Here is a 22,189-nt window from a genome sequence, read left to right on the forward strand (position 1 = left end):
TGGATTGATTCGGTTACGCCCAGCGGCGGAAGATCAACGAAGTGTTGACGCCGCCGAAAGCGAAGTTGTTGTTCATCACGTAGTCGTGATGCATCTGACGGAATTCGCCGCGCAGGTAATCGAGCTTGCCGCAGTGCGGGTCGACTTCGTCGAGGTTGAAGGTATGCACATAGCGGTCGCTGTTGAGCATTTCGATGCTGAACCATGACTCCAGTGCACCGCAGGCACCGAGAGTGTGGCCGAGAAAACTCTTCTGCGAGCTGATCGGCATGTGCTCACCGAACAGGCTGCTGGTGGCCAGCGTTTCGGCGATGTCGCCCTGTTCGGTCGCGGTGCCGTGGCCGTTCACATAACCGATGGCGTCCGGGCTGAGGCCGGCATCTTCCAGGGCCAGCTCCATGGCGCGGCGCATCGTGAGCTGTTCCGGGCGGGTGGTGTGCTGGCCGTCGGCGTTGCTGCCGAAACCGACGATTTCCGCGTGAATGTGCGCGCCACGGGCGAGGGCGTGTTCCAGCTCCTCAAGCACGAGCATGCCGCCACCTTCACCAATCACCAGACCGTCGCGGCCCTTGTCGTACGGGCGTGGGCTGGTCTGTGGTGCATCGTTTTTCAGGCTCGTGGCGTAGAGCGCGTCGAACACCATGGCTTCGGTCGGGCACAGCTCTTCGGCGCCGCCGGCGAGCATCAACGGCAGGCGGCCGAACTTGATTGCTTCGTAGGCGTAGCCGATGCCCTGGCTGCCGCTGGTGCAGGCGCTGGACGTAGGAATCAGGCGGCCGGTGAGGCCGAAGAAAATGCTGATATTGGCGGCGGTGGTGTGCGGCATCATCCGCACATAGGAGTTGGCGTTCAGGCCCTCGGCCACCGAGTTGAGCAGCATGTTGCCGAACGCTTTGATTTCGTCAGTGCTGCCCGTGGACGAACCACAAGCGACGCCCATGCGCCCGTCCTTGATCGATTCGTCACCGAGCAGGCCAGCGTCAGCCAAGGCTTTTTCCGCCGCGCCGACCGCCAGTCGCGAAACCCGGCCCATGCTGCGCAACTGCTTGCGGGTCCAGTGCGACGGCACGAGAAAGTCATCGATAGGCCCGGCCAGACGCGTGTTCAGCTCAGTGAAGCGATCCCACTCGTCCATGCGACGAATGCCGCTGCGATTGGCCGCGAAATTGCCGGCAATGGTCGGCCAGTCGCTGCCCAGCGAGGTGATGCCGGCCATGCCGGTGACGACGACGCGCTTCATCAGCACAGGCCTCCGTTGACCGCCAGCACCTGGCGGGTGATGTACGAGGCTTCCGCCGACATCAGGAAATTCACCGCAGCGGCCACTTCCTCAGGGGTGCCCATGCGTTGCGCGGGGATCATTTTCATCAGTTCCTCCACCGGCACGTTTTCGTCGAGCATGGCCGTGTCGATCAGGCCAGGGGCGACGCAGTTAACCGTAATTTTGCGCTTGCCCAGCTCGATCGCCAACGCCTTTGCCGCACCGATCACGCCGGCCTTCGAGGCGCTGTAATTGACCTGGCCACGGTTGCCGATCAGGCCCGACACCGAGGTGATGCAGACGATGCGCCCGGCGGCGCGACGACGGATCATCGGCATCATCACCGGGTGCAGAACGTTGTAGAAACCGTCGAGGTTGGTGCGCAGGACCACGTCCCAATCGTCATCGCTCAGCGCCGGAAACGCGCCGTCGCGGGTCAGCCCGGCGTTGAGCACCACGCCGTAATAGGCACCGTGATTTTCGACATCGGCTTCGAGAATGCTTTTGCAGGTTTCACGGTCGGCGACGTCGAATTGCAGGATGCGTGCGCGGCGGCCCAGCGCTTCGATTTCGGCCTGCACCGCTTGGGCTTCGGTCATGCCGCTGCGGCAATGCAGGACGATGTCGTGCCCGGCCTGCGCCAGACGCAAGGCAATGGCGCGGCCGATGCCCCGGCTGGAGCCGGTGACCAGTACGGATTCAGTCATCGTGCGACTCCTTTGTCTGTTGCAGATATTGATTGGCTTGCGGCGGACGGAACACGTTCAGCCGGGCGCTGGCATGAATGCCGTCGCCGTGGATGTGACATTCGAATACGCCCATGCCGTTGTCGTCTTCCAGTGAGCGCAGGCCATGGATGGTCAGCTCGCTGCCGGGCGCAAAGGCTTCGACGTTGCACTCGAATTTGCGCGTGCCGAGGAGAAAGCCGAGCTCCGGCGGATTGCCTTTTTGCCGGGCGTGGCAACCGGCGAAAGCGGCGACGCTCTGCGCCATCAGCTCGACGCCGACCCACGCCGGCAGACTGCCGTCGGGCAGGTTGAACAGGCCGTCGGGCTTGACCGTGAGGCGAGTGAAAATCTGCTCGTCATCGAAGCGCTCGATGGCGTCGATCAGGATCATGTCGCCGGCATGCGGCAGCAGTTCGGCGAGCGGCCAGTGGCTCATGGTGCGTCTCCGATAATCAGGCTGACGTTGTTGCCGCCGAAGGCAAACGAGTTGCTCATCAGGTAGCGCGGTGCAATGGACGTCAGGCGTTCGCTCGCGGTCACCCACTTGAGTGGCGGCAGCGCGGGATCGGCCTGGCCGTCCCAGATGTGTGGCGGCAACGCCTGTTCAGGGTTTTCGGCACTCAGGCTGAGCCAGCAGAACGCCGCTTCCAGCGCGCCGGCCGCGCCGAGGGTGTGACCGGTCAGCGGTTTGGTCGACGAGCAGGCGACGCCTTCGGGAAACAGCGCCGCGACCGCCAGACTTTCCATCGCGTCGTTGTGCTGGGTCGCGGTGCCGTGCAGGTTCAGGTAGTTGATTTGCCCGGCTTGCAGATGCGCGCGGCCAAGGGCTTTCTGCATCGCTTGCAGAGCGCCACGACCGCTCGGCTCCGGCGCGGAAATATGGTGCGCATCGGAGCTCGCGCCCGTCCCCAGCAGGGCGATTCCCGGGCCTTCGCCGCGCTGTTTGCTCATCACGAACAGCACCGCTGCTTCGCCGATATTGATGCCGTTGCGGTTGGCGGAAAACGGATTGCAGCGTTCGTCTGAAACGGCTTCCAGCGAAGAGAAACCGTTCAGCGTGAGCTTGCACAGACTGTCGACGCCGCCGCACAGCACCGCATCGCACAGACCCAGATCGAGCAGACGCTGAGCGCTCATTAAAGCGCGGGCGCTGGAAGTGCAAGCGGTAGAAATCACGTAGGCCGGGCCGCTCAGTTGCAGCCACTCAGCGAGGAAATTCGCCGGGGCGCCGAGTTCCTGCTGGCGATAGTCGTACTCGGGAGGAAATTGCTGTTCGCGGATGTAATGCGCCAGACCCCGGCTGGCCTCGTCGATACCCGAGGTGCTGGTGCCGAGCACCACGCCTATGCGCTCGCGGCCGAAAGTCTGGATCGCACGATCGATGTCGTCACGAATCTGCAGCGCGGCTTCCAGCAACAGCTGATTGTTGCGACTGCTGTGCTCGACCAGTTCGGCAGGGATCGGCGCCAATTCACCGTGTACGCCGGCCACTGGCAGTTCACGTTCGGCGACCCAGCCGGACTCGCGGCGCATGCCCGAGCAGTCGCCGGCAAACAGATTGCGCGCGACTTCAGACTTGTCGCGGCCCAAAGCGCAGATCACGCCGAGGGCATTCAGGTAAGCGGTCATGGCGTCGATTCACCTAACTGGGAAACGCGATAGTGCGGGCCTTGAGGCAGATTCAATTGGAAGCTCAACGGTTGTGAATAGCGGATGTTCCAGCGCGCCGGCAGTGAACGCTGATCGGCCTGTTGCCGGGCGTCGGGATAGTTGCGCAGCAGCTCGGCAGGAGGCGTCAGGGCGAACAGCAATGCGGCGAACAACTCCCGCGCTTCCGGGTTCGGCGGCAGCAGACCGTCGGCCTGCCAGTGCCCGTCGATCAGTTGCTGACGGGCCTGGGGAATGCCCAGAGGATCCATCATCGACCAGCGCGTGCCGGCGCCTTCGCGCTGGATCACCAGCAGCCAGTCCTGACGCTGCCCGGCCTGCTCGCGCTCGATGTGCAGTTGCAGCGGCAGGGGCAGTGTTGGTTCGGCCGCTGGCAGCGGTGGCTGGCCGGCGCAGGCACTCAACAGCAAGGCTGACAAAACGATCGTCAGCCATGCAGCAAACCCTGTGGGAGCGAGCCTGCTCGCGAATGCAATCTGACATTCGCCACCTTTGCTGACTGATACACCGCTTTCGCGAGCAGGCTCGCTCCCACAGGGTTTCAGGTGTTCAGATCGATAGCCGTACATCAGACAGATTCCTGCAATGGCTTGCGCGCGACGACATTCACCAGCGTCTCTTCACGCTCACCGAATGGCTTGGGCTTGCTCAACCCCAACCGCTCCAGCAAACCAAAATCCTTCGACCGGCTCCACCACAGATATGGGTAGGAAACATTGCGCTCGGCAAACTCGAAGCCCTGCTCGCGAATCATCTGCAGATAGCCGGCGGCGCTCTTCTGCACATGCATCGGATGGCGGAACAGCCAGCGAATCACCCAGGTATCAATGTAAGCCTCGGTGGATTCGGCGAACAGCAGATAGCCGCCCGGCTTGAGCACCCGATAGAACTCGGCCAAGGCCTCTTCCTGCTCGACCAAGTGGTGGAAGGTCTGGTGGCAGAACAGCAGGTCGACGCTGGCATCGGCGACGTTGAGCGTGGCGCAATCGCTGCCGATCAACTCGACTGGCATGCCCAGGCGCGTGGCCTCTTCGGCGCTGAGTTGCAGGCTGTGCGGGTCGGCGTCGACGCCGATCAGGCGCTGCGGGGCGAAGGTCTGGCGCAGGTGGCCGAACGACTTGCCCTGACCGCAACCGGCGTCCAGCAGCACCGGACGTTCCGGCAGCGGCTCACTGAATAATCCACGCAGATCATTGATCGCCACGCGCAGCACGTGGTGCTGCCAGGTGTGGCTGCGCAGGAACCAGAGACCGAAGCGGGTTTCCTCGACGTAGCTGTCGCTCAGGTAATTCATGAGGCGTCCTGAGCGCAGAGTTGGGAAATCATCTTCAGCCGGCGCCGCGCTTCGCTGACAAACGGGTTGCGCTCGTCCCAGGCGTAACCGGCGAGGATCGAGCAGATCATCCGGCGAATCTCCGCCTGGCTGTCCTCATAGAAAATCACGTCCTGGAAAGTGCCGGCGTACCAGCCTTCGACGTAGCAGCGGAACGTGTCGACGCCGCGTTTCAACGGCTCAGCAAATTCGCTTTGCCAGTCCACCGTTTCACCCTGCAACTGACGGTGCAGCACGCCGGCGGCCATGCTTGCCGAACGCATGGCAATGGTCACGCCGGAGGAGAACACCGGGTCGAGGAATTCTGCGGCGTTGCCCAGCAGCGCAAAGCCCGGGCCGTGCAGGGTTTTCACGTTGGCCGCGTAGCCGCCGAGGGTGCGCGCCGGGGTGTCCCAGACCGCGTTGTTCAGAACCCCGGCGAGGCTTGGCGTCTCGGCGATAAAACTGCGCAGGCAGACATCGAGATCGGCATCGCGACCGGCGAAGTGCTCGGCGGCAGCCACCACGCCCACCGAGCAGCGGCCGTTGCTGAACGGGATGGTCCAGAACCATACATCGCGATGCTCGGGATGGGTGGTGACAAGGATCTTTTCGCGGTCGAACGCCGGATTGTCGATGTGATCTTCAACATGGGTGAACACCGCCTGGCGCACCGGGAAATTCGACGGTGCTTCCAGATCCAGCAGACGCGACAACACGCGGCCGTAGCCGCTGGCATCGAGCACGAAATCGGCTTCGACGCGGTACTCGCTGCCATCTTCGCGGCGTACATCAAGGAGTGGCTTCGCCTGATCGAAATCGACGCTGACGATCGCATCGCCATAGCGGATTTCCGCGCCTTGCAGTGCCGCTTGATCGGCCAGCAACTTGTCGAAATCGGCGCGCTGCACCTGGAACGTGGTCGGCTTGCCGGCGGTGAAAGTGTCGCCAAAATCGAAAGCGCTGTAGCGCTCGCCCCAGGCAAACGCCGCGCCGGTCTTGCGCTGGAAACCGGCGGCGTTGACGGCGTCGAGCATGCCGGCTTCTTCGACGAAATCCAGGCAATGGCTGAGCAGGCTTTCGCCTATGGAGAAGCGCGGGAAGTGCTGGCGCTCGAGCACCAGCACATCGTGGCCCTTGCGCTTGAGCAGGGCAGCGGCGATAGCACCGGACGGGCCGGCACCGATGATCACGACCTGACGGGATTCCATTTCAACGATTGGCACGTGAGCTCCGGGGCAGAGGACTGTTCAGATTCAGGGGCGCGCGATGCAGGCCGATCAGGGCCGGCAGCAGCGTCGCGATCAGGCCCATCAGCATCAGCGCGAAATACAGCGCCGGAGTGATGAGCTGTTGCTGCAACAACAGATTGAGAAAGACGATTTCGCTCAGGCCGCGAATGTTCAGCAGCACGCTTTCGCGCCAGCGGCTGGCGCCAGCGAACGAGGCGCCCGCCCAACCGAGGCCGAGCCAGTTGCCCAGCAGTTTACTGGCAATCGGCAACAGCAGCAGCGCCGCCCACTGCCCGGCGCCAAGGCTGGCGAGGGCGCTGTGCACGTCGATCTGGACGATGCCGAAGGTGAGGATCAGCGGGATCGCGATCCACGTCTGCAAGCGGCTCATCCAGCGTGCCGGCAACGGCAGTACCAACGGCACTTTCAGCAGCGCCATGCACAGCAGATAGCCGATGCCGAAAATCAGCGCGTTGAGTTTGTAATGCTCGGCCATGACCAGCAGGGCGAAGAAGCCGAGGCTGTAGGTCAGAGGGCGACGCACGCGCAGCAGGCGCAAAAGCAGCGGCACGCCGGCCATGGCCACAGGCAGCAACAGGCTGCTCAAGTGCAGACTGCCTTGGGCGAGGCCGAACAGCGTCCAGCAGGTCAGATCGATAAGGATCGCGGTTTGCACCAGACGCCGGGTGGCAGCGGGCGGGTAATCGATGTGGCGCAAATACAGGTACAACACCGGGATCGCCGTTATGGCGAAGACCAGTCCGATGGCCAGTGCATTGAGCCACGGCTGCGCTGGCAGCAACCAGTACGCAACCGCCAACCCGCAAGCGAACGGCACGGCAAAACTCGGCACAGCGATTTTTACGCTCTGGCGATCCAGACGCAGATCGATGACATCGCTGAGAATGTGCCCGAGCAGCAAGGCGAAGCTCAGGCTGTAGAGATCTTTCAGCCAGTGCGGCGCGATCAGTTGCGCGCCGCTGAGCTGCCAGCCCGGTTCGATCCAGAAGTACATCAGCAACGGCAAACCGAAGCTCGCCAGCAGCAACTGGCTGACGATCGGAATCAGGCCGAAGTGACGGCCGACCCGGGTCGCCAGGGCAAACAGCGCCATGGTTAGCAACCAGAAGCCGAAAACCATCATGCCGCTGGCTCCGCAACCGGTTCATGGCGCCCGGCCCACGGTGCGAGCATGAAGCTGAACGCCAGGCCGAGGCTTACCGACAGGCCGAAATTGCTCACCGCCGGCGTACTGGAGACCGCCAGCAGGCCGAACGACAGCCACGTCGTCACGGCTGCGAGCAAGGTGCCGAGCAGACTTACCGCCGCGCCGCCGACCTGTTCGCGCATGAGGATTGCGTAATCGACGCTGATCGCCGTCACCAGCAACAGGCCGAAAAGACTGAACAAGGTCAGTGGCTGACCGAGCCAGCCGAGGCTGGCCAGACTGCACAGCGCCGCCAGCAGTGGCAGGGCGACGATGCGCAGTGCGCCAGTCAGGCCGAACGGCAGCATCAGTACCAGCACGATCAACACGCAGGAGGCCAGTTTCAGTTCGGCGGCGCTGATCTGCGTGGCGGCGAACACCTTGTTCAGATCACCGAGGCGATCGACCAGCACCACCCCCGGCAAATCGAGCGCTTGCACGCGCAACAACGACGGATTGTTCAAGCCCTGCAAACTGGTCATCGCTGCGACGCCGTCTTCAGTCGGTCCAAGCCACAGTGTCCGATACGGCTCACCGAGCGGGCCGGCCAGCGCGGCGTCGATGTCTTCGGCGGGCAGGGTCTGCAACTGCTGCAATTCATTTTGCAACGCAGCCACCGGCACGCCGAGATCGAGCAGCGGTTGCCAGAATGACGGCAGCTTGTTCAGTGATTCGCGCACTTGCTGTTGCTGGCTCGGCGCGCTGACCAGTTGATCAAGGGCCAGATAGCCTTGCAGTTTGTCGAGGTTGACCAGTTGCTGCAGGCGCTCGCTCAGCGCTGCCTGGCGCTCGAGCAATTGCTCCTGATTGGCCGCACGGACGAGGAAGAACTGGCTGGTCGGTTGATACCCAGTGATGCGCGCGATGGTCTGCGCTTCGTCGGTCAGATGCTGCGGCGCGCCGACCCATTGGCGGATATCGTTTTTGCTCTGCAACTGCATCAGGCCGCCGACGCAGAAGGCGATCAGCAGGGCCAGCAGCGCGGGCGTGCGAATGCATCCGAGCAGTGCCTCACGCAGATGAATCAGGCGTTCGGCCAGGCGCAGCGGCCATTGCGCCGGGCGCAGTTGGACATTTTTCAGCAGCGCCGGCAGCAGGCAGACCGCCGACAGATAGGCACCGAGCAAACCGGCAGCGGAGAACACGGCGATCTGCGTCAGCGCCGGGAACGGTGTCCAGGCCAGCGCCAGGTAGCCGATAACGCTGGTGATCAGGCTCAGGGTCAGCCCCGGCAAGGTCAGGCGCAGGGCCGGCCAGCTGCGCCAGGGCTTGAGGCTCCAGCTCTTGGATAGATAGTGCAGTGGGTAATCGACGGCAACGCCGATCAGACTCGAGCCGAGCACCAGCGTCATCACATGCATGTGACCGAACAGCGCCACGCAGGCCACCGCGCCGAACAGCATGCCGACCAGCACCGGCACAAATGCCAGCAGCACGCCCCAGCGGCGAAACGCCAACAGCAGCAACAGCAGAATGCCGACCGTCGCGCCACCGCCGACCCAGGTCATTTCGCGGGTGGCTTGTTGCTGGCCGTTGGCGGCATAGAGCAGGCCACTGGCGGCGAGCAACTGCACGCCGCTTTGCGGCGCTTGCTCGCGGCTGTGCTGGAGCAGCTCTGCCACTTGTAGCGGCAGGTTCATGTCGAAAGCATTGCCGGTGGTGCGCGCACGCAGCATCACCCAGCTCTTGCCGTCGGCCTCGGCGACCAGTGCGCCGCTGCCAATGTCCAGTTGCACTGCGCCATGTTTCGGCTGGCTGTTCTGGATGCGCCCGGTCAGGCCCAGCCAGTCGTCCTGGCTCGGCACCAGGGTAAAGCCGTTGAACGGGTCGAACAGCGCCTGCACCCGCTGCTGGATGAACGCGTCGGGGTGCTCGCTGAGTAGCTGCCGATCATCCGCCGAGAGCATCGCCAAACGCCCTTGCAGCAATTGCTTGCGCAGCGCCGGCAAGTCGGCTTGCAGGTTCCACTGCACGGTTTCGAACAGACCGCTGGCCTGCCATTGTTCGCCCAGTTGCTGGGCCATGGTCAGCGCTTGCTGGCGATCGGCGTGGCCGACCAGCACCAGCATTTCGCGATTGAGCGGTTCTTGCATGCGCTGTTCGGCGCGCACTTCCAGCGCGTCTGGACTGGTGCCGGGTACCAGCTCCATGAGATTGGCCGACAGCGGCGCACCGTCGCGCCACTGCCAGGCAGCCAGCGCGACGACGGCCAGCAGCAGGCTCAGAAACAGCCAGGGCAGCTTGCGTTCACTCGGCAAAGTCATGTTGCTCCGCTTCGCTCAGGGGTTGCTCGGCCGTACTGTCGTGCATGCGCAGCAGGGTGCTGTCGCCCTGGGTTTCCAGCAGCTCGATGGTTTGCACAAGGGCGCCACCATCGATATTGATCTGCTTGAACACTTGCTTGAGCAGCATCGAACGCGGCGTCAGAGTCAGTTGCCACTGCTGCGCCGTGCCGCTCAGGGCCAGTTCGAAATCCCGCTGCAAACCGCTGCTGTCACCTTGCAGCACGGCGAGGAACAAACGGTTCTGCTCGGCGCCGGCGCTCTTGTTCGGCAGCAGTTGCCAGCCGTTGGTGTCACGGCGGGCGATGCCATTGGCGGTGATGCGGTAATCCTGTTGCAGCGGAGTTTTCAACAGCCACAGCAGGCCATGATTTTTCGCGAGGACGAAGCTGCCCTTGCTGATCAGCGGCTGCGGCAGGGCGCGCAGGTGTTTTTCCTGGATGAACTGGCCGTGGATAACATCCGGTTTCGCCAGTTGTTCACTGAGTTGTTGCAGGTCGAAGGCATTGGCCCATGACGACACGGCCAGCAGCGTCAACGCGCCGAGGCTTCTGAAAAACACATTCATCGCAGCATCCTTTCCACGGCATCGGTGAAGACTTTGGGTGAAGCCAGTTGCATCTCGCGGCTGCTGACTTCGACGGCGACCTGCACGGAGCTTGCGCGGGTCAGGCGTTCGCCGGTCTGCAGGTCGGTGATCAGGTAATTGATCTTCAGACGGTTTTCCCACTCGACCAGACTGGCGCGCACGTTCAGCCGCTGGCCGAACACCGCGCCGCGCACGTAGCGAAGTTGCAGGTCGATGATCGGCCAGGCGTAACCCGACTCGACCATGTGCGTGTAGTTGTGGCCGATCTTGTCCAGCAGCGCACAGCGTGCCACTTCGAGATATTTGACGTAATGGCCGTGCCAGACCACGTGCATGGTGTCGACGTCGAAAAACGGCACCAGAATCTCGGTATCGGCGTGAAGCACTCCGGCACTACGCATGCAGCCTCCAGTGTTGCGCGGCGATGCGTTGCAGGCACAGGCGCAGTTCGCCTTCCAGCGCGCGGTCTTCGATGACCGGCGGGAAGTCCTTGCCCAGCTCTTCGTGCATCGCTGCCAGTGCCGGCGGCAGCGGGCGCGCATCGGCGGCTTGAGCGCGCAGCCACACGCCCTGATTGGCGGCGAGCAGCGTGGCGGCGGCGACCTGTTCGGTCAGCTCCAGCACGCGAATCGCATCACGGGCGGCGATGGTGCCCATGCTCACCTTGTCCTGGTTGTGGCATTCGGTGGAGCGCGAGAACACGCTGGCCGGCATGGTGTTTTTCAGCGCTTCGGCGGTCCAGGCGCTGGTGCCGATCTGCACGGCTTTGAAGCCGTGGTTGATCATCGCCCGATCGGCGGGGGCGCCGGAGAGGTTGCTCGGCAAGCCGTGGTTGTAGCGCTCGTCGACCAGCAACGCCAATTGCCGATCGAGCAGATCGGCGACGTTGGCCACGAGGTTTTTCAGGCTGTCCATGGCGAACGCAATGTGGCCACCGTAGAAGTGCCCACCATGCAGAACACGCTCGGCTTCGGCGTCGATGATCGGGTTGTCGTTGGCGCTGTTCAGCTCGGTTTCGATGAAGCCGCGCAGCCAGTTCAGGCTGTCGGCCAGCACGCCGAGCACATGCGGCGCGCAACGCAGCGAATAACGATCCTGCAGACGATGCAGTGGTGCGGTCGGCGCGTCGATTGCCAGATCCTTGCGCAGCCACGCGGCGACCTGCATCTGTCCCGGATGCGGCTTGGCGGCGAACAGGCGTTCGTCGAAGTGCTCCGGATTGCCTTGCAGCGCAAAGACGTTGAGCGCGGTGATGCGTGTGGCGAGTTGCAGCAAATAATCGGCGCGGGCGAAAGCGAGGCAGGCGAGGCCGGTCATCACCGCCGTGCCGTTCATCAGCGCCAGCGCCTCTTTCGGGCGCAGCACCAGCGGCGTCCAGCCGAGCTCGCGATGCACGTCGGCAGCCTGACGACGTTCGCTACGGAACATCACTTCGCGCTCGCCGGACAGGGTTGCGGCGACATAGGACAGCGGCGTCAGATCGCCGCTGGCACCCACCGAACCCTCTTCGGGAATCAACGGCAGGATGTCGTATTCGAGAAACGCATGCAGACGCTCGAGCAGTTCGACGCGCACCCCGGAAACGCCGTGACACAACGACTGCAAACGCGCCGCCAGCACCGCGCGGGTTGCCTGCGCGTCGAGCAGTTTGCCTAGGCCGCAGCCGTGAAAAGTGTAGAGATGACGCGGCAGCGCCTCGACGTGATGCAGCGGCACCGCGACCACGCAGGAATCGCCGTAACCGGTGGTGACGCCGTAGATCACACCTTCCTTGTCCAGCAGCGAATCGAGAAACCGCGCGCCCTTGGCGATGCGCTCGCGATAGTCGGCGTCAGCCTGCAATTGCACGGACGCCTGACGGTTGGCCAGGGCCAGCACGTCTTCGATGCGCAAAGGGCGTTCGCCGAAGGTTACCGGCTCATGGGTTGGCGTCGTCATCGGTCTTCCAGAAAGGGTAAAAGTTGAACCATTGCTGCGGGGCTTCGAGGCAATAGTGACTCAGGCGCTGCGCGTAGCGGGTGGCCCACTGATGAATGACCTGCTCGCGCTCGCGGCGTGTCCACACCACCGCGTCGGCGAACGGTTCGAGATTCAGGCGATAGTGGCCGTCGGGTTGCTTGAGGCACATCAGCAGATTGACCGGACACTTGAGCAGGCCGGCCAGCAACCACGGGCCTTGCGGAAATGGCGCCGGATGGCCGAGAAAATCCACCGTCACGCTGCGCCCACCGTGCAGTGGCACGCGGTCACCGGCAATCGCCAGCCACTCGCCGCGTTCCAGCCGTTCATGCAGTTGCAGCATGATCACCGGGTCGAGTTCGCTGACCTGAAGCAGGCGCAGATTGGTCGCCCCGGCCTCGCCAAGCAAGCGGTTGAATTGCTCGGCGTGCTTGGTGTGCACCAGCACGTTCATGGTGACCTTTTCGCCGATCTCCGCCAGCGCGCGGCAGACTTCGAGATTGCCCAGATGCGCGCCGACCAGCAGTTGCCCGCGACTGCCGCGCAACTGCTTGCGCAGCAGCGCTGGGTCGATGATTTCGATCTGCTCGATGCTCAGCTTGCCGTTCCACACATCGAGCTTGTCAAGCAGCGAATCGGCAAAGGTCATGAACTGGCTGAACACCCGCCAGTGACTCGGGCGCAGATCGTCGCGCCGGCTCCACTCGGCCAGCCGCTGCTGGTACTGCCAGGCACTGCGCCGGGCGACGCGGCCGAAGAGGAAAAAGTACAGCACGATGCCATAAAGCAACGGACTGAGCAGGCGGCGGCCGAGGACTTTGGCGGCGAACGCGGTGAATTTCATCAGCAGGAAACTGCCGCGCTCTTCGCGGTCGGCCCAGTGCTTCTTGTCGACTTCTTCGCTCATGGTTTCCACCGCCGCCAGAGAATCAGCGGCCAACGCAGCAACATGCCGAAGAACAGCCGCGTGTGCATGCTGGAAATCAGCGCGTTGTCGTGGAACAGGCGAAAGTGCGATACACCGTCCAGCGGGTAATGCACGCTGGTCTGCAGCCAGCGCATCGGCTGATTGCGCCAGGCCAGACGCACGAGGATGTCCGAGTCGAAATCCATGCGTTTGCCGACTTTCGCCGAGTCAATCACCGCCAGAGTCGGCGCCAACGGATAAACACGGAAGCCGCACATCGAATCGCGAATCTGCAACGACAGGGTGTTGATCCACACCATCACGTGGGTCAGGTAGCGCGCGTACAAGCGCCCTTTCGGCACGCTCTCGTCGAACAGCGGATAGCCGCAGATCATCGCCTCGGGATGGGCGCGGGATTCGCCGACGAAGCGCGCGACGTCGTGCAAATCGTGCTGACCGTCGGCATCGACCTGCAAGGCATGGCTGTAGCCCAGACGCGAGGCTTCGCGCAGACCGGTCATCACCGCGCCGCCCTTGCCCTGATTGGCCGTCAGGCGCACCAGAAAAACCCTGTCGCGCTCGGCCAGTGCGTCGAGCACCCGCGCGCAGGACGGCTCGCTGGCGTCGTCCACCAGAATGCACGGCAGACCTTGTGCAAGCAGGGCATCGACCACGGTGGTGATCGCGGTTTCGTGGTTGTACACCGGGATTACGGCGCAGGGGTTATGCATGGGCAGGCCCCAGGAGAATGCGTCCGCTGGAACATGTCGCCGTGTCATTGCGATAAGCGAAATACAACTTGCCGCGCTCGGCATCGAAACGCAGATGCAGCTGGATTTCATCACCCGGACGCACCAGTTGCTGGAATTTCAGCACTTCCATTCCGGCAAACGCGCCGTCCAGATTCAGCAACTGCCGACCCAGATTCAGCGCCCATTCCACCTGCACCACCCCGGGCAACACCGGCGCCTTGGGAAAGTGTCCGCTGAAGTAGGCCAGATCCGGCGGCACGCTGAGTTGCAGGCTCCATTCGCCGTCGCTTGCGCTTTGCTCCAGCACTTCGGGGGCTTTGGGTCGCGCGGCCAGCAGCAGCGCTTCGACGTCGGCTTGCGCCAGTTTGCCTTGGCTGTTCAATGGCAGTTGCCGCAGCAGGCGCCAGCGTCGGGGCAGGGCGAGGGCTTCGCAATGTTGGCTCAGATGTTTGCGCAGGGTTTCGGTCAGACCACGGCGGCCGTGCTCGCGCAGGGCGAACAGGCCCGATTCGCTGAGCACCAGCAGCGCACCGAGCGAGGCGCGGTTTTCCTGCACGACACCGAGGCGCGCTTCGGCGACCCAGTCGTGATCGACCAGAGCCTGCTCGAGCATGGGCAACGAGATGCGTTTTTCTTCCAGTTTGACGATGCGGTCCAGTCGCCCCAGCAGCTCGAAGCGACCATCGGCGACGATGCGCGCGGCGTCGGCGCTGTGTTCGACATGGCCGGCAGGCAGGTAAGGCGAGGCGATCAGCAGGGCGCCGTCGCTGTCCTGGCTCAGTTCGACGCCAGCGAACGCTTGCCACAACGACTCGCCTTGTCGCCAGGCAATGCCGCCGGTTTCCGAGCTGCCGAGGATTTCCGTCGGCCATTGCTGCAAGCGCTGGTGCAGGCTTTGCGCCGCTTCCGGTGGCAACGCGCCCCCGGAGGAAAACACCCGGCGCACCGCGCTCAGGGCCGGCCAGTCGAGGTTGTCGCCCATGCGCTTGAGCAGCGCCGGGCTGGCGACCCAGGCGAAGGCCGGGTATTCGCGGCTGGCGCGTTGCAGGTCTTCGGAAAAGGCCAGTTGCCGGCGCACGAACGGACGCCCGGCGCACAATGGCCACAACACGCGAAACAGCAGGCCATAGATGTGTTGCGTGGCGACGCTGCCGATGATGCAGGCTTGACCGAGGTCTGCGCCCCACAACTGCTCCAGCGCTTCGACCTCGTTGGCCAACTGGCGCAAGGTCTTGTCGATGCGCTTGGGTTCGCCGCTGGAACCGGAAGTGCACAGGCTCAGGCGGCATTGATCGAGATCCAGTTCTGCACCGGCCAGGCCGGGCTGAGTGAAGTCGTGCAACTGGACGTCGCCGGGTTGGTCGGTCAGCCATAGATCGACTTCCTGCGACCAGCGCTGACGCGTCTGCGCTTGCAGATCCGCCGGCAGCAACACGCTGACGCCGGCACGCCAGGCACCGAGCAGGGCGATGGCGAGGTCGGCGGCATCTTCCAGATGCACGGCCAGCCTGTTCACGCCTCGGCTTTGCAGACCCGCGGCGACGCTCAAGGCCTGCGCTCGCAGTTGCGTGTGATCGAGTGCCGGCGCCTGGCAGATCGCCCGTGCCGGCAGTGCCTTGAGCAACAGCTGCTCAAGTTTTATCCAATTCATGTACGGCCTCTTACCCGTTGTCGTATCAGCCATTCAATGGCAAACATCAGGCCGATCAATCCATAGGAGATCAGGCCGGTGTACAACATCCACCAATCCAGCGGCGCCCACAGGGTGAGGAGGGCAGCGCACAAACCGTTGCAGAAGAAAAACACGCTCCAGGCCAGCGTCACCTTGCGCGTATAGCGAATGGCAACCTGCGGCAGTTCCGGCTCGCGCAAGCGCGCCAGACGCTCGACCATTGGCGGGCCGTATTTCAGGCTGGCGCCGAACAGCACCAGCATGAATGCGCTGATCAGCACCGGGTACCAGCGCAGCAGCTGCGGGCTGTCGAACACCGCCAGCAGCAGGCAGAACCCGATCGCAACGCATGCCATCCACAGGCTGCCGGGCTTGCGTTCGCCAGTCAGGGCGCGCGCCAGCCAAAGGCCTCCCAGCAGCAGCGCAAATTGCCACGGGGCGAAATGCTCCATGCCGAAATACACCGCAAAGGGGTACAGCAGACCGGCCAGCAGCAGGCCCAGGCCGATCAGTCGGCTCATGCGGCCGGTTGAACCAGACGGAACACCGCCTCGACCACGTCACCGACGGTGCGCACCGATTTGAACTCTTCGGCGGCGATTTTCTTGCCGGTCTGGCGTTTGATGTGATCGATCAGGTCGACCGCATCAATGCTGTCGATTTCCAGATCCTGATACAGATTGGCGTCCATGCTTACACGAGCCGGATCCAGTTCGAACAGCTCGACCAGGGCATCGCGCAGGGTGTTGAAGATATCGTCACGAGTTTGCATGGTCCGTTCTCAAGCTGCCTGTTTTGCCGTGACGAATGCCGCAAGGCTGGCCACGTTGGTGAAATGGTTGCGGGTGTCTTTGGCATCGGCGTCGATCTTGATGCCGTATTTTTTCTGGATCGCCAGACCCAGTTCCAGCGCGTCCACAGAGTCCAGGCCGAGGCCTTCGCCGAACAATGTCTGCTCGTCGCCGATGTCCTCGGGGCTGATGTCTTCGAGGCCCAAGGCGTCGATGATCAGCAGTTTGATGTCACGCACCAGGCTAGCGGTGTTCAGTTCGCTCATCTGCGGCGAGCTCCTTAATGAAATAGTCATGCAAATAATCGTTGAGCTTGCGCGAGGCCTGCGGTGCGGGGCCTTGCGCGGCGAAGGTCTGTGGGTCTATATCGGCCCCCACGCGAAAACTGAAGTGCACGCGGCGATGGGGGATGCGATACCACGGCTCGGCTTTGGTCAGGGTGGTCGGGCTGACCTTGATGATCACCGGGGTAACGATTTTCGCACCGCGCAGGGCAATTGCCGCCGCGCCCCGATGAAAGGCCGGCGCCTGCCCCGGCTGGGTGCGGGTGCCTTCGGGGAAGATGATCAGGGTCTGGCCGTCCTGCAACGACTGCGCGGCGGCGTCGAGCATGTCCATGCTGCCGTCGTTGCTGATGTACTCGGTGCGGCGCAGCGGGCCACGGGTGAACGGGTTTTCCCAGAGGGTTTTCTTCACTACGCAATTGGCGTGGCGCACCAGACCGATGAGAAACACCACATCGATCAGCGACGGGTGGTTGGCGATGATCATCTGCCCCGGCTTACCGAGGCGCTCGGCACCCTCGATGTCGTAAGTGAGCACGCCGGTGCGAGCCATGAATCGCACGAAAAACCAGAACAAGCGACTGACCGTACGCCGCGCGCGCAGGCGATGAACCAGCGCGTCACCGGGCAGGCAGGCGAGCAGCGGAAATACCAACAGGCGCAGACACAGCCCGCCTAGCCCGAACAAGGCGAAGCTCGCAGCAGTGGCCAGCAGGCGCCAGTAGTAGGCGTCGCGGTGTTTGGCGGTCACGGGTTGCGATGCCAGGTCCATACACGATTTTTCCACGCATGTTGGCAGTCAGGTTGCTGGCCGAGCAGGGTTCGCAGCAGGTTGAGCGCGTGCGGCCAGTGCGCCTTGGACCGGGTTTCGGTGCTGCTGTTCAGGGTCAGCCGCCAGTCGGTACCGGGCGTGAGCAATAAACCCAGCGCGTAAGGGAATGGCACGTCATCGACCCACTGCGAATAGGCCTCGGGCGGTTGTTCTTCGGTGATCACCAGCAGCACGGCCGGGGCGCCTTCATCAAGCAGTGCCGCTGCTTCGAGCATGCCGTGTTCAAGGCCATCGCCAGCCGCCGCGAGGGCGGTCATTTCGCTGGTTTCACCGCGCATGATCGACCACAAACCGATGATCGCGTTATGCACTGAAAGGCTGAATTGGGTCGGCGACAAGGGCTGTTCGGTGGCCAGATCGCGGAGGATTTCGAATGTGCGTGGGGTTTCGCCGTGCCGCGAGACGAACACCAGTGGCAGATGGTCCCGGCCTTCGGCCAGCGGCCAGCCAACGCTGAAGGCCATCCGCGCCAGGCGGCTGAGGCGACGGCGTTGCATGGCCGGCAGAAACGACACATCGGGCGCGGCATCACTGCTCTGCAGCACGACCGGTTGTCGGCTCCAGGCCTGCCAGGCGTCCACGCTGTCGAGCCCCGGGGCCCACGCGCGCCATTGGGCGATGTTGAAGTTGATCACGGACATTCATCCCGCCCCTGCGGGCTTTCGTTGACGCGTTGAGTCGCCAGCGCCGCAGCAGGCTTGGCTTGGCGCAGGGCGCCGGGTGGCGCGCATTATCCCGGTGCGACGGGTGTGTAGCAAATGTTGGTTACATTTTGCCCAACAAAATGTACCGAGCGGTTCGCTGCATGGCTATCACTTGGCCATTATCCAGATTTGACGCGGCGTGTCTGTCAGGTGTCTCTGGGATGGCTGGCGGTTTTTTCCATGCCTGGGCGTCGATTTTTACACCTGACGACGTAGTCCATGTCGGTGAAGGTAGCGAAGCGCGGTCACCGCCAACTACACTCGGTCATTCTTTGATACACGGAGGTTTGGTCATGCGGCGCGTGGTGTTCAATCAGAAAGGTGGCGTGGGCAAATCCAGCATCGCCTGCAATCTGGCGGCGGTCAGCGCCAGCGAGGGTTATCGCACGTTGTTGGTCGACCTCGATGCCCAGGCCAATTCCACTCAGTATCTGACCGGGCTCACCGGCGATGACATTCCGATGGGCATCGCCGATTTCTTCAAACAGAGCCTGTCTTCAGGGCCGTTCTCGAAAAAGAATCAGGCGGACATCTACGAAACCCCTTTCGACAACCTGCACATCATCACCGCCACCGCCGAACTGGCCGACCTGCAGCCCAAGCTCGAGGCCAAGCACAAGATCAACAAGCTGCGTAAGTTGCTCGATGAGCTATCGGAAGACTACGACCGGATCTATCTCGATACCCCGCCAGCACTGAATTTCTACGCGGTATCGGCGCTGATTGCCGCGGATCGAGTATTGATTCCCTTTGACTGCGACAGCTTTTCACGTCAGGCCCTGTACGGACTGATCGCCGAGATCGAAGAGTTGAAGGATGACCACAACGAAGGGTTGGAAGTCGAAGGCATTGTGGTCAATCAGTTTCAGGCGCGGGCCAGCCTGCCACAGCAGATGCTCGATGAGTTGATCGCCGAAGGCTTGCCGGTATTACCGGTGTATCTGAGCAGTTCGGTGCGCATGCGCGAGTCGCACCAAGCGAGCATGCCGCTGATCCACCTCGATCCACGGCACAAGCTGACCCAGCAGTTTGTGGAACTGCACAATCTGCTGGAAGACCACTGATTCCCCGACTCACACGCAAATCCTGTGGGAGCGAGCCTGCTCGCGAAGAGGCCGGCACATTCAACATCGGCGCTGAATGATCGACCGCCTTCGCCAGCAGGCTCGCTTCCACAGGGTGATCTGTGGTGGGTCAGATGCCTTGGCTACGCAGCCACGCCATCAACTGCGGCAATGGCGACGCACCACTTTGCCGCGCTACTTCCCTGCCGTTTTTAAACAGAATCAGACTCGGAATCGAGCGAATCCCCAACTGCGCCGACAACTGCTGGTTCGCTTCGCTGTCGAGCTTGGCCAGCCGACACTTGCCCGCCAACTGTGCCGCAGCCTGTTCGAACACCGGCGCGAACGACTTGCACGGCCCGCACCAGTCCGCCCAGACATCCACCAGTAACGGCAGATCGCCCTTGATCTGACTGGCGTAATCGCCTTGCTTGAGTTCGAAAGGCTTGCTCAGCAGTACCGCAGATTTGCAGCGTCCGCACTTGGGTTGATCGGCGAGACGCTCGGCTGGAATGCGGTTGACGCCGTTGCAGGAGGGGCAGGGGATGAGGAGTGGGGTGGTCATGATTGGTTCTCTGATAGGCAGTCTATAGAACTGATTTGGAGTCGATCTGCCAACTTATCAATGTCGCAACTGCTCACATTTTCTCAAAACAGTTCCGGGATCGATGGCTAGTCTGAAGACCAATTCGGCGTTTAACGCTTGTCGTGAGGAGATCGCTTTGTCTTTATCTGCGTGCTACTTTTGTTGCACTAGTCGAGGAATCGATGATTCCTATGCATCAAATCGGAGCGACATAATGTCCGTAACTTCCAAGATACGCCGCCAAGGCGGCGCTGCCGTCATTACGATTCCGCCCACGCTTTTAAAGTTGTTGCATCTGGAGGTTGGCGCACAGCTAGAGCTGAATGTGGTCGATGGCGAACTGATTGCTCGTCCAGCCGTAGCCGCTACGCGTAAGCGTTATAGTTTGTCAGAGCTACTCGAAGGCGCAGAAGAATTGCAGAAACTTAACGCCCAGACTAGCGAGACCCTTGAAGGTGATTCTGTCGGCCGGGAGCTGGGTTGATGGTGCGCCGACAGCCCCCTCAGCGGGGTGACGTTTACTGGATTGATCCAAACCCAGTGGCGGGGCGGGAGATGATGAACAGACATCGCTTTGTGGTGATCACGCCCAGAGAGATCAACGCATTGGGCGTGAGCATGACGGTGCCTGTTACTAGCGGTGGGAATTTCAGCCGGAATATGGGTTTGGCGGTCGCCATTACTGGCCACGAAACCAATGGTGTAGCGGTGTGTAATCAGGTTCGCAGTTTTGACATAGAACAACGGGTACGAGACGGCACGGCCAAATTCATCGAGCGACTGGATGACGTGACAATGTCTGACATCGTCGACCGTGTAATCAGTGCAATCGACCCGCTAAGCTGAAGCGCCTACGAAGAACAACTGATCTCCAAATGCTTTCCCCACTCCGGTGGCCGCTCGGCGTAACCCTCCATCCCCGGCTGCTCCTCAAACGGTTTGCTCAGCACCGCATGCAGTCGGCGTACCTCGGCATAATCCCCTTGTTCCGCCGCATCAATAGCCTTTTGCGCCAGATAATTGCGCAGGATGTACAGCGGATTGACTGCATGCATCCGTGCGCGGCGTTGTGCCTGATCGGCATTGCCGTCGCGGCCGACCCGGGCGACGTAGCGTTCGCCCCAGGCATCGAAACCTTTGATATCGACAAAATCGTCGCGCAGGCGGGCGATGGCCTGTTCGGCTGACTCTTCACCGAGGCGGCGGAAGAACAGCGTGTAGTCGACGCCGCTGTTCTGCATCAGTTGCAGCAGGTTTTCCAGCAGTTGCTGATCGTCGTCCTCGGCGGTGGTGAAGCCGAAGCGGCGGCGCATCAGGTCGAGGTAGTGCGCCTGGAACAGCGGCAGGTACAAGCCGAGGGTTTCGCGCAGGGCCTCGACGCTGATGAACGGCGTCAGCGCCTGGGCGAGCGCGCTGAGGTTCCACTGGCCCACCGGCACCTGATTGCTGAACGAGTAGCGGCCCTGATCATCGGAGTGATTGCAGATGAAATGCGCGTCGAAGTCATCGAGGAAGGCGAACGGGCCGAAGTCGAAGGTGATGCCGAGGATCGACATGTTGTCGGTGTTCATCACGCCGTGGCAGAAGCCATAAGCCTGCCACTTGGCGATCAGCTCGGCGTTGCGCTCGACGATCTCGCGAAACATCGCCAGATACGGTTCCGGTTGTTCGAGGCATTCGGGGAAATGCATCGCCAGCACATGTTCACCAAGCTGTTTCTGCTGCTCGGGGCGCTTGGTGTAGTAGAAATATTCGAAGTGGCCGAAGCGGATGTGGCTCGGCGCCAGACGCAGCACCATCGCCGCGCGTTCCTGCTTTTCCCGCCAGACCGGCGTGTCGGAGCCGATAACGCAGGCGGCCCGCGAAGACGGGATGTTCAGCGCGTACAGCGCTTCGGAAGCGAGGAATTCGCGAATCGACGAGCGCAGCACCGCGCGGCCATCGCCCATGCGCGAAAACGGCGTCTGCCCGGCGCCCTTGAGGTGCAAGTCCCAATGCTCGCCGGCGTTGTTGTACACCTCGCCCAGCAGCAGACCGCGCCCGTCACCCAGTTGCGGGGTATAGCCACCGAACTGATGCCCGGAATACACCATCGCCCGTGGCTCGGCGTCGGCCCACAGCTTGTGGCCGCCGAACAGCTGCGCGAATTCTTCGGTGTCGGCGCTGGCCGCATCGAGATCAAGCAAGGCCAGGGCGGCCGGGCTGGCGACCACCAAGCGCGGATTGTCGATCGGCTCGGGCAGCACGTGCGCGGAGAAAGCGTCGCCCAGGCGGGCAAAGCGGTTGTCGAAAGTCAGTTCGTCGAGGGCTTTCACGGGCCGGCTCCAGCAGAATGTCCGAGCATTCTGCTGGGACCATG

General features: G+C 62.5%; 25 protein-coding genes. 3 read left to right on the top strand and 22 right to left on the bottom strand.

From position 1 onward, the window contains the following. Positions 1-13: 13 nt before the first annotated feature. Genes HU724_RS03000 through HU724_RS03095 form a run of 20 tightly spaced genes read right to left on the bottom strand, consistent with a single transcriptional unit; the run spans position 14 to position 18,117 of the window. The gene (locus HU724_RS03000) at positions 14-1,240 is read right to left on the bottom strand and encodes a beta-ketoacyl-ACP synthase (RefSeq protein ID WP_186567513.1); all 1,227 of its coding nucleotides are present in this window, start codon (positions 1,238-1,240) and stop codon (positions 14-16) included. Continuing rightward, the gene (gene fabG / locus HU724_RS03005) at positions 1,240-1,968 is read right to left on the bottom strand and encodes a 3-oxoacyl-ACP reductase FabG (RefSeq protein ID WP_016772040.1); all 729 of its coding nucleotides are present in this window, start codon (positions 1,966-1,968) and stop codon (positions 1,240-1,242) included. Before fabG ends, HU724_RS03000 begins: the two co-directional genes overlap by 1 nt. Then, the gene (locus HU724_RS03010; protein ID WP_073471610.1) at positions 1,961-2,425 is read right to left on the bottom strand and encodes a hotdog family protein; all 465 of its coding nucleotides are present in this window, start codon (positions 2,423-2,425) and stop codon (positions 1,961-1,963) included. Before HU724_RS03010 ends, fabG begins: the two co-directional genes overlap by 8 nt. Further along, positions 2,422-3,618 carry a beta-ketoacyl-[acyl-carrier-protein] synthase family protein gene (locus HU724_RS03015; protein WP_186567511.1) on the bottom strand — a complete coding sequence of 399 codons (1,197 nt, stop codon included), beginning with the start codon at positions 3,616-3,618 and terminating at the stop codon, positions 2,422-2,424. The genes HU724_RS03010 and HU724_RS03015 overlap by 4 nt, the downstream gene beginning before the upstream one ends. Beyond that, a complete protein-coding gene (locus tag HU724_RS03020) occupies positions 3,615-4,226 on the bottom strand; it encodes a hypothetical protein (protein WP_186567509.1) in 612 nt (203 codons plus the stop codon). Before HU724_RS03020 ends, HU724_RS03015 begins: the two co-directional genes overlap by 4 nt. Further along, positions 4,226-4,951, bottom strand: a complete 726-nt coding sequence (locus HU724_RS03025; RefSeq protein ID WP_186567507.1) for a class I SAM-dependent methyltransferase — start codon at positions 4,949-4,951, stop codon at positions 4,226-4,228. The genes HU724_RS03020 and HU724_RS03025 overlap by 1 nt, the downstream gene beginning before the upstream one ends. Continuing rightward, positions 4,948-6,195 (bottom strand): NAD(P)/FAD-dependent oxidoreductase, encoded by a 1,248-nt coding sequence (locus HU724_RS03030; RefSeq protein WP_186567505.1) that lies wholly within the window; start codon positions 6,193-6,195, stop codon positions 4,948-4,950. The genes HU724_RS03025 and HU724_RS03030 overlap by 4 nt, the downstream gene beginning before the upstream one ends. Continuing rightward, complete coding sequence (locus HU724_RS03035; protein ID WP_186567503.1) at positions 6,182-7,345, bottom strand: cation:proton antiporter; 1,164 nt, start codon at positions 7,343-7,345, stop codon at positions 6,182-6,184. Before HU724_RS03035 ends, HU724_RS03030 begins: the two co-directional genes overlap by 14 nt. Beyond that, positions 7,342-9,672, bottom strand: a complete 2,331-nt coding sequence (locus HU724_RS03040) for an MMPL family transporter (protein WP_186567501.1) — start codon at positions 9,670-9,672, stop codon at positions 7,342-7,344. Before HU724_RS03040 ends, HU724_RS03035 begins: the two co-directional genes overlap by 4 nt. Continuing rightward, positions 9,656-10,258 (bottom strand): outer membrane lipoprotein carrier protein LolA, encoded by a 603-nt coding sequence (locus HU724_RS03045; RefSeq protein WP_186567499.1) that lies wholly within the window; start codon positions 10,256-10,258, stop codon positions 9,656-9,658. The genes HU724_RS03040 and HU724_RS03045 overlap by 17 nt, the downstream gene beginning before the upstream one ends. Then, on the bottom strand, positions 10,255-10,680 hold the full coding sequence (locus tag HU724_RS03050) for an acyl-CoA thioesterase (protein WP_039756713.1): 426 nt from the start codon (positions 10,678-10,680) through the stop codon (positions 10,255-10,257). The genes HU724_RS03045 and HU724_RS03050 overlap by 4 nt, the downstream gene beginning before the upstream one ends. After that, positions 10,673-12,217 carry an HAL/PAL/TAL family ammonia-lyase gene (locus tag HU724_RS03055; protein ID WP_186567497.1) on the bottom strand — a complete coding sequence of 515 codons (1,545 nt, stop codon included), beginning with the start codon at positions 12,215-12,217 and terminating at the stop codon, positions 10,673-10,675. The genes HU724_RS03050 and HU724_RS03055 overlap by 8 nt, the downstream gene beginning before the upstream one ends. Further along, positions 12,198-13,145, bottom strand: a complete 948-nt coding sequence (locus HU724_RS03060) for a lysophospholipid acyltransferase family protein (protein ID WP_186567496.1) — start codon at positions 13,143-13,145, stop codon at positions 12,198-12,200. Before HU724_RS03060 ends, HU724_RS03055 begins: the two co-directional genes overlap by 20 nt. Then, positions 13,142-13,876 (bottom strand): glycosyltransferase family 2 protein, encoded by a 735-nt coding sequence (locus HU724_RS03065; RefSeq protein ID WP_186567494.1) that lies wholly within the window; start codon positions 13,874-13,876, stop codon positions 13,142-13,144. Before HU724_RS03065 ends, HU724_RS03060 begins: the two co-directional genes overlap by 4 nt. After that, the gene (locus tag HU724_RS03070) at positions 13,869-15,548 is read right to left on the bottom strand and encodes an acyl-CoA synthetase family protein (protein ID WP_186567492.1); all 1,680 of its coding nucleotides are present in this window, start codon (positions 15,546-15,548) and stop codon (positions 13,869-13,871) included. The genes HU724_RS03065 and HU724_RS03070 overlap by 8 nt, the downstream gene beginning before the upstream one ends. Further along, positions 15,545-16,090 (bottom strand): COG4648 family protein, encoded by a 546-nt coding sequence (locus HU724_RS03075; protein ID WP_186567490.1) that lies wholly within the window; start codon positions 16,088-16,090, stop codon positions 15,545-15,547. Before HU724_RS03075 ends, HU724_RS03070 begins: the two co-directional genes overlap by 4 nt. After that, positions 16,087-16,341, bottom strand: a complete 255-nt coding sequence (locus HU724_RS03080) for an acyl carrier protein (RefSeq protein ID WP_016772026.1) — start codon at positions 16,339-16,341, stop codon at positions 16,087-16,089. The genes HU724_RS03075 and HU724_RS03080 overlap by 4 nt, the downstream gene beginning before the upstream one ends. Positions 16,342-16,350: 9 nt before the next feature. Beyond that, positions 16,351-16,626 carry a phosphopantetheine-binding protein gene (locus HU724_RS03085; RefSeq protein ID WP_039756723.1) on the bottom strand — a complete coding sequence of 92 codons (276 nt, stop codon included), beginning with the start codon at positions 16,624-16,626 and terminating at the stop codon, positions 16,351-16,353. After that, complete coding sequence (locus HU724_RS03090; protein WP_186567488.1) at positions 16,604-17,416, bottom strand: lysophospholipid acyltransferase family protein; 813 nt, start codon at positions 17,414-17,416, stop codon at positions 16,604-16,606. The genes HU724_RS03085 and HU724_RS03090 overlap by 23 nt, the downstream gene beginning before the upstream one ends. Further along, positions 17,392-18,117 (bottom strand): beta-ketoacyl synthase chain length factor, encoded by a 726-nt coding sequence (locus HU724_RS03095; protein WP_016772023.1) that lies wholly within the window; start codon positions 18,115-18,117, stop codon positions 17,392-17,394. Before HU724_RS03095 ends, HU724_RS03090 begins: the two co-directional genes overlap by 25 nt. Before the next feature lie 356 nt (positions 18,118-18,473). On the opposite strand from HU724_RS03095, the gene HU724_RS03100 reads away from it, so the two are divergent. Beyond that, positions 18,474-19,244 carry a ParA family protein gene (locus HU724_RS03100; protein ID WP_186567486.1) on the top strand — a complete coding sequence of 257 codons (771 nt, stop codon included), beginning with the start codon at positions 18,474-18,476 and terminating at the stop codon, positions 19,242-19,244. A 130-nt stretch (positions 19,245-19,374) separates the two neighbouring features. Here HU724_RS03100 and trxC read toward each other — a convergent pair whose 3' ends face one another. Further along, positions 19,375-19,809 (bottom strand): thioredoxin TrxC, encoded by a 435-nt coding sequence (gene trxC / locus HU724_RS03105; RefSeq protein ID WP_186567483.1) that lies wholly within the window; start codon positions 19,807-19,809, stop codon positions 19,375-19,377. Positions 19,810-20,044: 235 nt separating this feature from the next. Between trxC and mazE the strand changes: the two genes are divergently transcribed. Further along, positions 20,045-20,314, top strand: coding sequence for a type II toxin-antitoxin system antitoxin MazE (mazE, locus tag HU724_RS03110; protein WP_008077592.1), 270 nt, complete (start codon positions 20,045-20,047; stop codon positions 20,312-20,314). Next, positions 20,314-20,676, top strand: coding sequence for a type II toxin-antitoxin system toxin MazF (gene mazF / locus HU724_RS03115; protein ID WP_041477600.1), 363 nt, complete (start codon positions 20,314-20,316; stop codon positions 20,674-20,676). The genes mazE and mazF overlap by 1 nt, the downstream gene beginning before the upstream one ends. 5 nt (positions 20,677-20,681) lie before the next feature. Here the strand turns inward: mazF and selO are convergent, their stop codons facing one another. Next, the gene (gene selO / locus HU724_RS03120) at positions 20,682-22,145 is read right to left on the bottom strand and encodes a protein adenylyltransferase SelO (RefSeq protein ID WP_186567481.1); all 1,464 of its coding nucleotides are present in this window, start codon (positions 22,143-22,145) and stop codon (positions 20,682-20,684) included. Between the last annotated feature and the right edge of the window lie 44 nt (positions 22,146-22,189).

This window comes from Pseudomonas iranensis (assembly GCF_014268585.2).
In the GTDB taxonomy this organism is placed as follows: Bacteria; Pseudomonadota; Gammaproteobacteria; order Pseudomonadales; family Pseudomonadaceae; genus Aquipseudomonas; species Aquipseudomonas iranensis.